This window comes from Xylanimonas allomyrinae (assembly GCF_004135345.1).
GTDB lineage: Bacteria > Actinomycetota > Actinomycetes > Actinomycetales > Cellulomonadaceae > Xylanimonas > Xylanimonas allomyrinae.
Map to the genome: position 1 here is coordinate 3,718,775 of NZ_CP035495.1, position 13,167 is coordinate 3,731,941.

The following is a 13,167-nucleotide window of genomic DNA, read 5'->3' on the forward strand; positions in this document are numbered from 1 at the left end:
GACCCGGCTACTCCTCTGGGGTCGGATCGCCCGCAGGTGTCCGGCGCAACCGGCGCGCGATCGACCGCGCCGGCCGCCACGCTGCCGCGGCGACGAGAGCGATCACGCCCGCCCCCACCCAGGGCGCGGCCCAGGACGACGCCTCGCCGGTGAGCGGGTCCGACGGGACGTACCCGTCGGATGCCTGCGGCCGGACGTCGAGGTGTGCGGACGCGCGGACGACGGGCGGCGCGTCGTCGAAGGTCTCGGTGAGGCGCACGCTCTGCCCGGGCAGGAGCGCGGGCACGTCGGCGGTGTGCGCGCGGGAGTGCCACAGGCCGCCCAGGCCCGCGGCGTCGACCGTGGTGGTGGCGGACTGCGCGAGGTTTCCGGTGTTGGTGAGCCGGTAGGCGACCGTCAGCCTGCCGAGCCCGAACCCGGCCGCGGCGGGGCGGTACGTGGTCGTCACGTCGGTCAGGGCGAGGCCGGCCGTCACGGGTCCGGGAACGGAGACGACCACTCGCGCACCGACGCGCAGGTCGAGCCGGACGCTCGAGGCGTCGGTCGCGGCGTCGCCCGCGTGTACGGACGTCACGATGCCGCCGCCGTGGTCGCCGGGCGTGACGTCGGGCGGCACCGTGACCCGGAACGGCAGGTCGACGCGCTTGCCGGCGGGGACGGTCACGACGGGCGCGTCGAACCCGATCCACGCGCCGACGTCGCGTCGCGGCTCGTCCCGGGCGGCGACGGTGAAGTCGCCGCCGGCGGTGATCGCGGCGTCGGCGGCGTACACGTCGAGGGTGACGTCGTGCGCGGACAGGTTCGAGATGGAGACGGTGTCGGTCACCGACTGCCCCGGTTCGAGCACGAGGTCGAACGCGGAGCGGGCCGTGCCGCTGCCGGCCGGCGCGGGGGACACGCCCCAGCGGAGGGTGTCGGCGTCCTCGGTGTGTGTCGCGCTCGTCGGCACCGCGGTCGCCGCGGTGGCCGTCCCGAGGAGGGCGACGGCCACGACGCCCAGGGCGGCCAGGGCAAGGAGGGCGCGGGAGGCGGTCTGAGGACCGTGCATGGTGAGCCTCGCAGGGACGGGCATCGCCCGGTGCGGGGCCGCCCGCAGGGGCAGCCCCGCACCGGGCAGGTGCGGCGGGATCAGATCAGGGTGGGATCAGATCAGGGTGAGCGTGAGCACCCCGGTGTAGACGCCCGCGCGGGCGGTGCCGGGGATGCCGAGGTCGAGGCGGCCGCCGGCGCCGAACTGCCCCGCCGAGGCGCCCAGGGGCGCCGCCGCGAGCGTCTGCGGCACGCTGAGCCCGCCGTCGGCCGCGGGCGCGATGCGCGGTCCGGCGGCCACGGACGGCGCCTCGTCGTCGGCGGTGACCAGGCCCAGACCGGAGGTGCTGACCGCGGCGGTCGGCTCCCAGCCGAGGTTGGCGGCCAGGATGCGGCCACCGGAGGAGGAGCCGAAGTCGGACGTCTCGCCCGCGAGCACCCAGCCTGCGGACGTGCCGCGCCCGTCGGACACCGACACCGGGACGAGGTCACCGGAGGCGATCTGGTCGGCGCCGGTCAGGGTGACCTGCGACAGCGGCACGGTGGCCGTGTCCGGGACCTCGAGCGCGAGCACGCCGGGCTGGACGTCGGCCACGACGAGCTCGTGCCCGGCGCCGGGGCCGGCGGCGAGCGGGTCCAGCCAGCGCGTCTGCCACGGCCCCCAGCCGGCCGAGCTCTTGGCCCGCACGTGGACCTCCTGGCGCTGGTGCACGTCGGCGCTCGGCGCGACCGAGCCGGCGAAGGACGCCGTCACGCCCGACGACGTCAGCGGCACCGACCGGGGAGCGGCGCTCGCCGGGGTGTCCCCGACGACCACCTGGACGTCCGTGACCTCGTGGGTCGCGGGGCGCCGGGACGCGGCCGCGGGGTGGTTGCCCAGCGTGTCGTCGCTGGCCACGCCGGCGACGGACACCGAGCCGTCGCCGGTGTAGGCCACGCTCACGTCGGTCACCGACGGGCCCAGGGGGAGGTGTACGGCGACCCGGCCGCCTCGGCGAGGTAGTAGATCGCCCGCTCCGTCTGCGCCCAGAACGCCGGGACGCGGCTGTAGGACGAGAAGAACCCGCCCTCGGCGCTCGAGCCGAGCTCCCACGTGTACGCCGGGATGCCGAGCTGGTCGTAGATCCAGTCGATGTCGTTGCCGGCGTTGTTGTAGAGGATCTCGCCGGCCTTGCCGGTGTTCTGCCCGCTGAAGTACGTCTGGCGGAACCCGAGCGTCTTGACCTGTTCGAGGTTCGGCACGTTCGCCTGGTAGTCGTAGGCGTACGGGTAGATCGCCAGGCCGCCGGACGTGTGCAGGTTGAGGAACGTGCCGCGGCGGTCGTCCGGGGCGGCGGTCGTGGTGCCGGTCTCGTACGTGCCGAAGAGCGTGGTGAGCAGCGTGGCCTCGGCGGCCGCCTCCGGCTCGGAGAAGGGGGCCGTGCCCCGGTAGGTCTGCGAGCTCGGGGTCGCCGACGTCGACGCGCCGCCCCAGTCGGTCGCGAAGTTGCGGTTCAGGTCGATGCCCGGCTGCGAGCTGGACCAGCTGGTGCTGGTCTGCACGTAGTCGGAGTCGTCGAGGTTCTTGCGCTGCCACGCCTTCGACTGGTTGACGGGGTTGCCGTCACCGGCCGCCGTCAGGCGCAGGTCGGGGTCGTCCAGGGCGTCCTCGACGAGGTCGATGCCGTCGGGGTTGTTCTGCGTCTGGACCCAGATCTCGGTGGACTGCAGGAGCTGGGTGACCTGCGGGTCCTTGCCGTAGTTGTCGAGCAGCGACACGATGTAGCGCCAGGCGATCTCCGAGGTGAGGATCTCGCGGGCGTGCGCCTGGGCGGTGAGGAAGAACCGCGGCTTGCCGTTGTCGTTGGTCTCCCAGCGGCCGTCGTGGTCCGCGCCCTCGGTGATGCGCAGCGCGACCAGGTCGTGCCCGCCGCGGCCTTGGGTCTTGAGCCACGAGTCGCCGTAGTCGACCAGCTCGACGAGCTCGGGGTAGGCCGCGGCGACGTCGCGCAGGAACTGCTCGTGCGCCGAGACGGTGCGGTACCCGCCGAAGAACGTCTCGTACTGGTTGCCCGCGATGCGCTCGGGGACCGGGTACAGGGACTGCGCCGGGGCTGCGCGCAGGGCGCGCGGCTGGGGTGCCGAGCCGATGACGTCGCCGTAGGCCCGCGTGCGGACGACGTCGACGCCGGCGGCCTCGAGGTCCTCGACCGTCGCGGCGTCGCCGAGCAGGTTGGCCTGCGAGCCGTTGGCGTCGAGGACGTCGAGCCCGGCGATCGCGTCCCGCAGGCCCGCGTCGCCGGACTGCCCGGCCTGCACGGTCACGACGACGACGTCGTCGGACCCGGCCGCGCGGGCCGGTGCGACGAGGCCGCCGACGACGAGACCCGCGACGGCGGTCGCGATCCCGGCTCGGGTGAGGGGGCGACGGCGCGACGGGGGCCTGCCGTCCGGCAGGCCGGTCAGGCCCTCCGGGGTGGTGCGATGGTGCGACATGAAGGTGTGCCTCTCTGTGGTGTGTCCGGGGGTCGTGCGTCCGGATCGGGCGTGCCGGGCGGCCCGGAGCGCTCGCGCGGTCTCGCCGCGTGGGGTGTTCCGGGCAGACGGCGCGTGCGTGGGCCGGAGGGGGCGCACGGCGTCTGCTGCCCGCCGGCTGCGGGGGCTGGTGATCCGTGGCCGCCCGGTTCCGGGCGGCGAGGTCACGGCGTGGTCAGCGACAACACGCGCGCAGCGAGACCGGCAGAGCGGTGGCCGCGTCCGCGCCGTGCGGCGCGGACCCGTCCGTTCCGCGGGGCTGCCAGGTCATGGCGTGACCGTAGCCATGGGCGCGCCCGGAACTGAAGGGGTGGAGCCCGGTGGGACACACCTAGGAAACACTTGTGTCCACCCTGAGCCTTCGATGAGACGCAGATCGGTGCTGCGCAGGAGGTAGCCGACCCGGTGCACGGTCGTGATCGCCGCGCCCGCGGGGCCCAGCTTGCGGCGCAGGCGGGCGACGTGGGTGTCGACCGTGCGCGACGCGTCGGGACTCGCCCAGCCCCACACGGCCCGCAGGATCGCCTCGCGCGTGTGGACGACATCCCGTTTGACCAGCAGGAACACCCACAGGTCGTGCTCCATGCGGGTCAGCGGCACGACGGCGTCGCCGCGGCGCACCTCGCGTGCCCCGGGCAGCACGGTGACCACGTCGCGGCCGGGACGGTCGTGCGGTCGAGGCTCAGGAGGGGCGGTCACCATGCCGCCGGACGCTACTGAAACGATTGCCGTCCGGTTCTGTGAGCCAAGTCTGTCCCAACCGGTGAGACAACCTGTGGGGGCGCCCAAAGAGCGTGCGGGACCGTGCTTCGATGCACGGCGTCCCTCCAGTCGGTTCCCATGCCGACCCCACCGACCTTGTCGGCATCTGTCGGCCCCTGTCGGCCCCTGTCGGCCAGCCGCCCCAACCTCGAAGGAGTCCCGTTGCCCCCGCTCCCGACCGACACGGCGCGAGTGCGTATCGCCGGTCTGCGCAAGGTGTACGGGTCCGGTGAGCGTGCCGTGACCGCGCTCGCCGGGATCGACCTCACGGTCCGCGCCGGGGAGATCCACGGCGTCGTCGGGCGCTCCGGCGCCGGCAAGTCGACCCTGATCCGGTGCCTGACACTGCTGGAGCGGCCCACGGCCGGCACCATCGAGGTCGACGGCGTCGAGCTGACCGCGCTCGGCGAACGGCAGCTCCGCTCTGCCCGGCGTCGCATCGGGCTGGTGTTCCAGCACGTCAACCTGCTCGACTCGAGGACGATCGCCGGGAACGTCGCCTACCCGCTGCAGATCGCCGGCGTCGGCCGCCGCGAGCGCGCCGCACGGGCGCTCGAGCTGCTCGACCTGGTCGGCCTCGCCGACCGGGCCGACGCCCACCCGGCGCAGCTCTCGGGCGGTCAGCGGCAGCGCGTCGGCATCGCCAGGGCGCTCGCGGTCCAGCCCGCCGTGCTGCTGTGCGACGAGCCGACCTCGGCCCTGGACGGGGCGACGACCCGCCAGATCCTGTCCCTCATCCGCGACCTGCGCGACCGGCTGGGTATCTCCGTCCTCGTGATCACGCACGAGATGAGCGTGGTGCGCCAGGTCTGCGACACCGTCACCCTGCTCGACGGCGGCCTGGTCGCCGAGCACGGCCCCGTCGCCGAGGCGGCGGGGCGTCCGGGCACCCGGCTGGCGCGCGCCCTCATCCCCGTGCCCGACCTGCCCGTCGGCGGCGAGCGTGCGCTGCTGGACGTCGGGTTCAGCACCGAGCGGACGCCGACGGCGCACGTGCTGCGCGCCGTGGCGGACCTGGGCGCCGCCGTCGAGGTCGCGGCCGGGACCATCGAGACGATCGCGGGGCGGCAGGTCGGCCGCCTCCAGCTCGACGTGCGTGCCGACCGGGTCGCCGTCGTCGAGGAACGGCTCCGGGAGATCGGGCTCGTCCCGACCGCGGCGGGGGAGGGCGAGCGATGAGCTGGTGGGAGGTGCTGACGACCCACCGGGTCATCCGGCAGATGCTGCCCGAGGCCACGGTCGAGACGTTGCAGATGGTCGGCGTCGCGGCGGGGCTGACCCTGCTGCTGGGCCTGCCGCTCGGCGTCATGCTCTACGCGACGGCGAGCGGCGGCACGTCGCCGAACCGCCCGGTCAACGCCGTGGTCGGGCTCGTGGCCAACGTGGTGCGCTCGATGCCGTTCCTCATCCTCATGATCGCGCTGCTCCCGCTGACCCGGTGGGTGGTCGGCACGACCCTGCAGTGGGAGGCCGCCGTGGTGCCGCTGACGGTCGGCGCGGTGCCGTTCTACGCGCGCCTGGTCGAGACCGCCCTGAGGGACATCCCCGTGGGCAAGGTCGAGGCGGCGCAGGTCATGGGCGCATCACAGGCCAGCGTCACCGTGCACGTGCTGCTGCGCGAGGCGCTCCCGGCGCTCGTCTCGTCCTTCACCGTCACCGTCATCGCCCTGCTGGGGTACTCGGCCATGGCGGGCGTGATCGGCGCCGGCGGGCTGGGTGCGCTGGCGATCTCCTACGGCTACCAGCGGTTCGACAACGTGGTCATGGCCGCCTGCGTCGTCGTCCTGGCCGTGCTCGTGGTCGCCGTCCAGGCCCTGGGCGACGCCGTCGCCCGCGTGGTCGACCACCGCTGACGCGCCGCCACCCCCCCTAGACCTGTGTACCCATCCCCAACCAAGGAGACACCGATGAGACGAATCGTGGGCCCCGCCGCCCTCGCCGCCGCCGCAGCACTCGCGCTCGCCGCGTGCGGCGGCTCGGCCGACGAGCCGGCCGCGGCAGGCGCGAGCTCGCCCGCCGGCGAGAAGGTCACCACCCTGCGGATCGGCGCCAGCCCGACCCCGCACGCGGAGATCCTGGAGTTCGTGCAGGACAACCTGGCGCAGGCCGCCGGGCTGAACCTGGAGATCGTCACCTACGACGACTACGTGCTGCCGAACACCGCGCTCGACGAGGGCGACCTGGACGCGAACTTCTTCCAGCACCTGCCCTACTACACCTCGCAGGTCAGCGAGCACGGCTACGACTTCGACCACTTCGACGGCATCCACATCGAGCCGTACGCCGCCTACTCGCAGCAGTGGGACAGCATCGACGAGGTGCCCGACGGGGCCCAGTTCGGCATCACCAACGACCCGGGCAACCAGGCCCGCGCGCTGGAGCTGCTGGAGCAGCAGGGCCTGATCACGCTCGCCGACACCGGCGACAAGGACCCGACCCTGCTCGACATCGCCGAGAACCCCAAGGACTTCGAGTTCATCGAGACGGCGCCGGAGTCCCTGGTGCGCGCGCTGCAGGACGTCGACCTGGCGATCATCAACGGCAACTACGCGCTCGAAGCCGGCCTCAACCCGGTCAAGGACTCGCTGTTCATCGAGTCGGGCGAGGACAACCCGTACGCCAACTTCCTCGCGGTGCGCGCGCAGGACAAGACCCGGCCGGAGATCGTCACGCTCGACAAGCTCCTGCACTCCGACGAGGTGCGCGCCTTCATCGAGGAGCGCTGGCCGGACGGCGAGGTCGTCCCGGCGTTCTGAGACGGCGGCGGATGTGACGGCGGGACCTGGCTCGTGCCGGGTCCCGCCGTTCGCGCGCCGGGGCTGGGCGAGCCCACGCCGCCGGGCAGGTCGACGCGACGGCGGCCGACGGGGCTAGGGCCTCTTTTGGAATTGCGTTGTGACCTGCGGTTTCGCCGGGATGCGGGGTCGTGCGTGGTGCGGCTGGTCGACATGATCTGAGTGATGAGGCGTGGGCGGTGCTCGAGCCGTTGCTGTCGGTCAGGGCGCGCGGCCGCAAGGCAAGGGTTCTGCGCCGGCAGGTCGACGGGATCCGGTTCCGGCTCCGCACGGGTTGCCCGTGGCGGGACGTGCCCGAGGACCGGCTGTCCCAGATCCGGCTACTCCTGCGCCGGTTCGACCGCTGCGGGTAGTTGTTCGACAGGCTTTAGGCGTGCGGTCCGGGCAGCCTCGTCCCGTCCGCGTTCGCCCAGGTGCAGACGCACCGGCCGCCGGTGCCGGTCTCGGAGCACAGGGCGAGCGCCTCGTACCGGCCTTCTGCGGCCACGGCCCGCTCGCGCTGGGTGGCCGCGTCGGTCAGCGCGGCGTCGAGCTCGTCGCGCAGGTCGGCCATCTGCCGGGCCCAGGTGTTGCGCTCGCGCACGAGCTCGCACAGGGCGCGCTCGGCCTTCTCGAGGGTGTCGAGCGCGTGGCCGTCCGGGGCGGGGTACGCGGGGGCGGCGAGCTCGGCAGGACCGCGTGGCCCGGAAGGCTGTGGCGGGGTCGCGGCGTGGGCGGTCGGCGTGACGTTCATGGCGTGTCGTCCTTCGTGGGCGGTGGTGGAGATGCGAGAGGCGGGCCCTGTCCCCGGTGACCCGGCCCGCCTTCCGCGGCTAGGGCATGACGCACCCCAGGCGACAGTTCGGGTTGACCCACGGATGCGTGGTGTCGGGCGGTACGGTCCCGGGCGTCCCGGGCGTCCCGGGTGTCCCGGGTGTCCCGGTGGACCCGGCGGTCTGCCGGAGGGCGGCGTCGGCCGCGGCCTGCGCGGCGGCCTGTCGTGCTGCCTCCTCGGCGGCCTGCTGCTCGGCGGCGAGACGCGCGGAGTGCGCCTGGACGGCGTCGTTCACGGCGGCCACTGCGCCGTCGACCGAGGTCTTCGCGCCGGCGGCGGCCTGAGCCTGAGCCTCCTGGGCCGCGACGGTGCGCTCGGGCACCGCGGCGGCGACGGGTGCGGCCGCGTCGAGCGCGCTGCGCAGCCCCTGGCGGACGGCGTCGTCGTCGACCTGCCCCTCGGTGGCGGCGAACAGCTGCTCGCCGCCGAGGGTCGAGGCGTTCAGCGCGCGTGTGGCGTCGTCCGCCTTCCGGGTGGCGTCGTCGAGGACGAACTGTGCGTGCGAGGCGGTCGCGACCTCCTGGGCGGCCCGCAGCCCGTCGAGGGCGAGCGCGTCGTCGTCGAGCACGGACTGGTTGACGGCGATGATCTTGAGGGCGGTGTGGAGCGTCATGGCGTCGGTCGCGATGGTCGTGGACGCATCGAGCTTCTTGCTCGCGGTGTCGACGGCGCGGCGGAGCGAGGTGAGGGTGCCGGGGTCCGCGACGACGCCCCTGTACGTCTCCAGCAGTGCGGTCGCGGTGGCGATCTCGGCCGCGAGCTTCTCGTCGGCGAGATCCTCCTGGGCGGCCAGCACGTTCGCCTCCCGCATGGCGGCGTCGGCCTTCCGCTCGTTGTCCCAGATGCGGTAGCCGAGCGTCCCGCCAACGCTCAGGACGATCACGAGCACGCCGGCCAGGACCGCGCGGGTGAGGGTGCTGCCCGCGTGCACGGCATCGGGGGTGGCTGGCTCGTACGGCTGAAGGGCAACGATGTCGGTCGCGGGAGTGGCGTTCATGACGGGGCGTCTTTCGGGCTGGTGGAGGTGCTCCGGTCAGCGAGAACGGCTCGGTGGGGCGGTCTTGGTTGCGCCAAGTCTCGCCGCGCCGGTCGCCCGTGGCTCACCGTTGGCACGAACTGGCGCCCGCCCGGCGACTCCTGGGCGTTCGCGACGCGTCACGCTCGGTCGGCAGGCGCCGTATCGCCGTGTCCCGCCCCGGCTTCGCCGCTCGCGGCGCGCCGCGCCGCGGCCGTCCGGGCGACGACGTCGGCCTGCACGGCGGCGTGCTGCGCGGCGGTCTCGTCGAACCCGGCGACGGACTCGTCGCGGGGTGTGGCGGGCAGTGCCGCCGCGACGGCGAGGGCGTCGCGCAAGTCCTGCCGGACGGCGTCGTCCGGGACCCGCCCCGCGGTGTCGGCGAGGGTCCGCTCGCCCTCGCCGACCGCGGCGTCGAGCGCGGTCCTCGCGTCGGCCGCGCGCGCGACCGCCTGGTCGAGGACGAACGTCGCGTGCGAGTCGCCGACCATCGTGACGGCCATCGACAGCTCCTTGCCCGCGTCCCGCTGCGCGGTGCGCGCACGCTGCACCGCACGGATCGCCGCCTCCGCCGTCTCGAGCGAGCGACCGGGCCGCGCTGCCTGGCTCTCGGCGGCCGCGTCGTCGGCCCTCTCGGCCTGGGCGATCGCGGCGGCGAGCGTCGTGCGCGTGGGGCTGTAGGCGACGGTTCCGTCGGTGTCGGCGAGCAGCCGGCGCGCCTCGGCGACCGCGGCGCGCAGGGCGGCGTCGTCGGTGTCGAGGCGAGCCACCTCGGCGGCGTGGACGTGCATCGCGGCCTCGTAGCGGGCCTGCGTCCGGGCGCCGGTGGAGGCGAGGGCGCCTGCCGTGACCGCGAGGACGACGGCCCCGCCGGTGACGGCGCGGGCGATCGTGGTGACGTAGGGGGTGATGCGCATGTTCCTGGCTTCTTCTGCTGCACGGAGACGACGTTTTGAGAATAGCGATCGGCATATGCGGTGTTCGCTGGTCGTGCCTCGACCGACAATGCGACAAAGAATGACGCCCGGAAATGCGTCGATGGTGTGAAGGCTCACACCGACGGATCTATGCCGACGTCAGACCCATTTTCGAAACAGGGTCGACGCATCGTGCCGACCGCAGCCGGCGGGAGGTCCCCGGTGATTCCCCGGCGCGCGATCCTGCTATTCGTGGCCATTCGGAAAAGGTGGCGCGACATGAGGGCGGCGCCAGGGGTGATCGTCTGATCGCTTTGCCTGGACGATCCGATCACCTCTCCGGTGTGCTGGGCGCCTGGCCGCGACCGAGCACGCCGCCAGGCGCACCCGTCCGAAGGAGGATCGATGAGGCTCGTCACCGAGTTCGCCCCCGCCGTCGAGGCTGCCGTGGCCACGCTGCGGTCCAACCTCGCCGCGTTCGGCTCGCTCTACCCGGACGACACGACGACGGGCGGCCGCTACCTGACGCGCCCGTCGGTGCCCGGGTTCGCGGAGGGGGGCAACTACGGGTGGACCACGAGCTTCTGGCCCGGCATGCAGTGGCTGGCCTACGAGCTGACGGGCGACGCCGTCTTCCGGTCCGCGGGCCTGTCGCACGTGGCCGACTTCGCGCGCCGGATCGAGCTGACCGAGGACGTCGGTACGCACGACCTGGGGTTCCTGTACTCGCTCGCGTGCGTGGCCCCGTGGCGGCTGACGGGCGACCAGGACGCGTGGCGGGCGGCGGTCGCCGCGGCCGAGCACCTCATGACACGGTTCCTGGAGCCGGCGGGCATCGTCCAGGCGTGGGGCAACCTGGCCGACCCTGCCCAGCGCGGGCGCACCATCATCGACAGCCTCATGAACATGCCGCTGCTGACCTGGGCGGGCCGGCAGACGGGTGACCCGCGCTACGCCGAGGCGGTGGCGCGGCACAGCGTGCAGCTCGCGCGGCAGATCGTGCGCCCCGACGACTCGACGTTCCACACGTTCACCTGGGACCCGGTCACCGGCGAGCCCATGGGTGGGTCGACGGCACAGGGTGCTCATGACGGCTCGTGCTGGGCGCGCGGGCAGGCGTGGGGCATCTACGGGTTCGCACTGAACTTCCAGGCGACGGGTGACGTGCGCCTGCTGCGCGCTGCCGAACGCTGCGCCCGCTACTACCTGGAACACCTTCCGGGGGACGGCGTGCCCTACTGGGACCTCACCTTCACCTCGGGCGACGAGCCGCGCGACAGCTCGGCGGCGGCGGTCGCCGCGTGCGGGCTGCACGAGCTCGCCCGGCTCGTGGCCCCGGCCCGCGGGGAGTGCTACGCGGCCGCGGCGCGCGACATGCTGCGCTCCCTGGCGAAGGGGTACACGCCCGCTGCCGACGGCGTCCGCTCGGACGCGCTGCTGCTGCACTCGGTGTACAGCGTGCCGGGCAACCTGGGCGTCGACGAGGGCAGCCTGTGGGGCGACTACTTCTACCTCGAGGCGCTCGTGCGGCACGTCGACCCCGAGTGGGAGCGGTACTGGTGAGCGGCCAGGGGACGGTGGGCCCCGGCGCGGGCCACGGTGCGCCGGGCGTTCTCGACCGCTTCCGGCTCGACGGGCGTGTCGCGCTCGTCACGGGCACCTCGCGCGGGCTGGGCCAGGGCATCGCGGTCGCGCTCGCGCAGGCCGGTGCCGACGTCGCGCTGCTCGACCGCAGCGACGCCTCGCGGACGGCGGACCTCGTGCGCGCCACCGGGCGGCGCTGCCTGGAGCTGCGCGCCGACCTGGCCACCGCGACGCCGGCGGACCTCGCGGCCGCGGTCGAGGCGACGTCGCGGGGCCTGGGGCCGGTCGACATCCTGGTCAACAACGCCGGGCTGATCCGGCGCTCCCCGGCGGCCGAGTACGCGGCCGCAGACTGGGCCGCGGTGCTGCGGGTCGACCTCGACGCGGTCTTCCACCTGACCCAGGCGGCAGGCCGGCACATGCTGGCGCGCGGCTCGGGCAGCATCATCACGGTCGCGTCGATGCTCTCGTTCCAGGGCGGCGTCCGCGTGCCCGCGTACACCGCGGCCAAGCATGCGGTCGCCGGGCTGACGAAGGCGCTCGCCAACGAGTGGGCGGGCCGCGGGGTCAACGTGAACGCTGTGGCGCCCGGCTATCTGGCGACCGACAACACCGCGCCGCTGCGCGCCGACGCCGCCCGCTCGCGCTCGATCGCCGAGCGCATCCCGGCCGGGCGCTGGGGCACGCCCGCCGACCTGCAGGGCGCGGTCGTCTTCCTCGCCTCGCCTGCGGCGGCGTACGTCCACGGCGTCGTGCTGCCCGTCGACGGCGGGTGGCTCGTGCGCTGAGCGCGCGGCACGCATCTGTGAGACCCCTGACGGACGGAGCACCATGCAGCAACGCCATGCGACCAGCCCCGAGCAGCTTCTCGGCGCGACCAGCCAGGAGGTGCGCGACAGGTTCCTGGTCGCGGACCTGTTCGTGCCGGGGGAGGTGCGGCTCACCGGGACCGAGCACGACCGCGTCGTCGTCGGTGGGGCCGTGCCCGTCGGCGAGCCGCTCGCGCTGCCGGCGCCGGCGGAGCTGCGTGCCGCGTTCTTCCTGGAGCGTCGCGAGCTCGGCGTCGTCAACGTGGGCGGTCCGGGTGTGGTCACGGTCGACGGCGACGTGTACGACCTGGCGCACGGCGCGTGCCTGTACGTGGGCCGGGGGGCGCGCGAGGTGCTGTTCGCGGGTGGGTCCGGCGACGGGGCCGAGCCGCCCGCGTTCTACCTGTTCTCGGCGCCCGCGCACGTCACGTGTCCGACGGTGCTGACGCCGCCGGGCGGCGGGACGGTGCTCGAGCTGGGTGATCCGCTCACCTCCAACCGCCGCTCGCTGCACCAGATCGTCCACGAGGGCGGGGTGCGGTCGTGCCAGATCGTCCTGGGGGTCACGCGGCTGCACCCGGGCAGCATGTGGAACACCATGCCGGCGCACACGCACGCGCGCCGCACCGAGTGCTACCTGTACTTCGACGTGCCCGACGACGCGCGCGTGCTGCACCTGTGCGGCGAGCCGCGCGAGACGCGGCATCTGGTCGTCGGAGACCGCGAGGCCGTGATCGCCCCGGGGTGGTCGGTCCACTCGGGCGTGGGAACGGCGGCCTACGCGTTCGTGTGGGCGATGGCGGGGGAGAACCAGGCGTTCGACGACATGGACGGGTTCCCGGTCGCGTCGCTGCGATGACGCACGCTCCGCGCGAAGGTCGAGCCATCTGCCAGGTTGCGACCATCATACGATCAGGTGACGATCAGT

14 protein-coding genes are annotated in these 13,167 nt (G+C 73.9%); 7 read left to right on the plus strand and 7 right to left on the minus strand.

The annotated features are described in order from the left end of the window. Positions 1-7 precede the first annotated feature (7 nt). The 4 genes from ET495_RS16795 to ET495_RS16810 all read right to left on the minus strand — a co-directional run bounded on the left by ET495_RS16795 (position 8) and on the right by ET495_RS16810 (position 4,245). Positions 8-1,048 (minus strand): WxL protein peptidoglycan domain-containing protein, encoded by a 1,041-nt coding sequence (locus ET495_RS16795; RefSeq protein WP_162616521.1) that lies wholly within the window; start codon positions 1,046-1,048, stop codon positions 8-10. Positions 1,049-1,144: 96 nt separating this feature from the next. After that, entirely contained in the window at positions 1,145-1,972 is an 828-nt protein-coding gene (locus ET495_RS16800) for a hypothetical protein (protein WP_129205724.1), read from the minus strand. A gap of 5 nt (positions 1,973-1,977) precedes the next feature. Then, entirely contained in the window at positions 1,978-3,504 is a 1,527-nt protein-coding gene (locus ET495_RS16805; protein WP_129205725.1) for a M14 family zinc carboxypeptidase, read from the minus strand. A gap of 306 nt (positions 3,505-3,810) precedes the next feature. Next, on the minus strand, positions 3,811-4,245 hold the full coding sequence (locus tag ET495_RS16810; protein ID WP_129205726.1) for a winged helix-turn-helix domain-containing protein: 435 nt from the start codon (positions 4,243-4,245) through the stop codon (positions 3,811-3,813). A 222-nt stretch (positions 4,246-4,467) separates the two neighbouring features. Between ET495_RS16810 and ET495_RS16815 the strand changes: the two genes are divergently transcribed. The 4 genes from ET495_RS16815 to ET495_RS16830 all read left to right on the plus strand — a co-directional run bounded on the left by ET495_RS16815 (position 4,468) and on the right by ET495_RS16830 (position 7,453). Further along, the gene (locus tag ET495_RS16815; protein WP_245993171.1) at positions 4,468-5,484 is read left to right on the plus strand and encodes a methionine ABC transporter ATP-binding protein; all 1,017 of its coding nucleotides are present in this window, start codon (positions 4,468-4,470) and stop codon (positions 5,482-5,484) included. Continuing rightward, positions 5,481-6,158 carry a methionine ABC transporter permease gene (locus ET495_RS16820; protein WP_129205728.1) on the plus strand — a complete coding sequence of 226 codons (678 nt, stop codon included), beginning with the start codon at positions 5,481-5,483 and terminating at the stop codon, positions 6,156-6,158. Before ET495_RS16815 ends, ET495_RS16820 begins: the two co-directional genes overlap by 4 nt. A gap of 54 nt (positions 6,159-6,212) precedes the next feature. Further along, complete coding sequence (locus tag ET495_RS16825) at positions 6,213-7,061, plus strand: MetQ/NlpA family ABC transporter substrate-binding protein (protein WP_129205729.1); 849 nt, start codon at positions 6,213-6,215, stop codon at positions 7,059-7,061. 218 nt (positions 7,062-7,279) lie between these two features. Further along, complete coding sequence (locus ET495_RS16830) at positions 7,280-7,453, plus strand: transposase (protein WP_170220592.1); 174 nt, start codon at positions 7,280-7,282, stop codon at positions 7,451-7,453. A 14-nt stretch (positions 7,454-7,467) separates the two neighbouring features. On the opposite strand, the gene ET495_RS16835 is transcribed toward ET495_RS16830, so the two are convergent. The 3 genes from ET495_RS16835 to ET495_RS16845 all read right to left on the minus strand — a co-directional run bounded on the left by ET495_RS16835 (position 7,468) and on the right by ET495_RS16845 (position 9,846). Next, positions 7,468-7,833, minus strand: coding sequence for a hypothetical protein (locus tag ET495_RS16835; RefSeq protein WP_129205730.1), 366 nt, complete (start codon positions 7,831-7,833; stop codon positions 7,468-7,470). Positions 7,834-7,912: 79 nt separating this feature from the next. Beyond that, a complete protein-coding gene (locus ET495_RS16840) occupies positions 7,913-8,911 on the minus strand; it encodes a hypothetical protein (RefSeq protein ID WP_129205731.1) in 999 nt (332 codons plus the stop codon). 158 nt (positions 8,912-9,069) lie between these two features. After that, positions 9,070-9,846 (minus strand): hypothetical protein, encoded by a 777-nt coding sequence (locus ET495_RS16845; RefSeq protein WP_129205732.1) that lies wholly within the window; start codon positions 9,844-9,846, stop codon positions 9,070-9,072. Positions 9,847-10,251: 405 nt separating this feature from the next. On the opposite strand from ET495_RS16845, the gene ET495_RS16850 reads away from it, so the two are divergent. From ET495_RS16850 to kduI, 3 genes are read left to right on the plus strand one after another with little or no spacing between them, the layout of a single operon-like run. Further along, complete coding sequence (locus tag ET495_RS16850; RefSeq protein WP_129205733.1) at positions 10,252-11,409, plus strand: glycoside hydrolase family 88 protein; 1,158 nt, start codon at positions 10,252-10,254, stop codon at positions 11,407-11,409. Then, on the plus strand, positions 11,406-12,218 hold the full coding sequence (gene kduD / locus ET495_RS16855; RefSeq protein ID WP_281276143.1) for a 2-dehydro-3-deoxy-D-gluconate 5-dehydrogenase KduD: 813 nt from the start codon (positions 11,406-11,408) through the stop codon (positions 12,216-12,218). The genes ET495_RS16850 and kduD overlap by 4 nt, the downstream gene beginning before the upstream one ends. A 43-nt stretch (positions 12,219-12,261) precedes the next feature. Next, on the plus strand, positions 12,262-13,098 hold the full coding sequence (gene kduI / locus ET495_RS16860; RefSeq protein WP_129205734.1) for a 5-dehydro-4-deoxy-D-glucuronate isomerase: 837 nt from the start codon (positions 12,262-12,264) through the stop codon (positions 13,096-13,098). Positions 13,099-13,167 lie beyond the last annotated feature (69 nt).

Excerpts from the sequence above, each read along its gene's own strand:
- ET495_RS16795 (WP_162616521.1), bottom strand. The coding sequence starts at position 1,048 with ATGCACGGTCCTCAGACCGCCTCCCGCGCCCTCCTTGCCCTGGCCGCC.
- ET495_RS16805 (WP_129205725.1), bottom strand. The coding sequence starts at position 3,504 with ATGTCGCACCATCGCACCACCCCGGAGGGCCTGACCGGCCTGCCGGAC.
- ET495_RS16810 (WP_129205726.1), bottom strand. The coding sequence starts at position 4,245 with ATGGTGACCGCCCCTCCTGAGCCTCGACCGCACGACCGTCCCGGCCGC.
- ET495_RS16820 (WP_129205728.1), top strand. The coding sequence starts at position 5,481 with ATGAGCTGGTGGGAGGTGCTGACGACCCACCGGGTCATCCGGCAGATG.
- ET495_RS16825 (WP_129205729.1), top strand. The coding sequence starts at position 6,213 with ATGAGACGAATCGTGGGCCCCGCCGCCCTCGCCGCCGCCGCAGCACTC.
- ET495_RS16835 (WP_129205730.1), bottom strand. The coding sequence starts at position 7,833 with ATGAACGTCACGCCGACCGCCCACGCCGCGACCCCGCCACAGCCTTCC.
- ET495_RS16840 (WP_129205731.1), bottom strand. The coding sequence starts at position 8,911 with ATGAACGCCACTCCCGCGACCGACATCGTTGCCCTTCAGCCGTACGAG.
- ET495_RS16845 (WP_129205732.1), bottom strand. The coding sequence starts at position 9,846 with ATGCGCATCACCCCCTACGTCACCACGATCGCCCGCGCCGTCACCGGC.
- ET495_RS16850 (WP_129205733.1), top strand. The coding sequence starts at position 10,252 with ATGAGGCTCGTCACCGAGTTCGCCCCCGCCGTCGAGGCTGCCGTGGCC.
- kduI (WP_129205734.1), top strand. The coding sequence starts at position 12,262 with ATGCAGCAACGCCATGCGACCAGCCCCGAGCAGCTTCTCGGCGCGACC.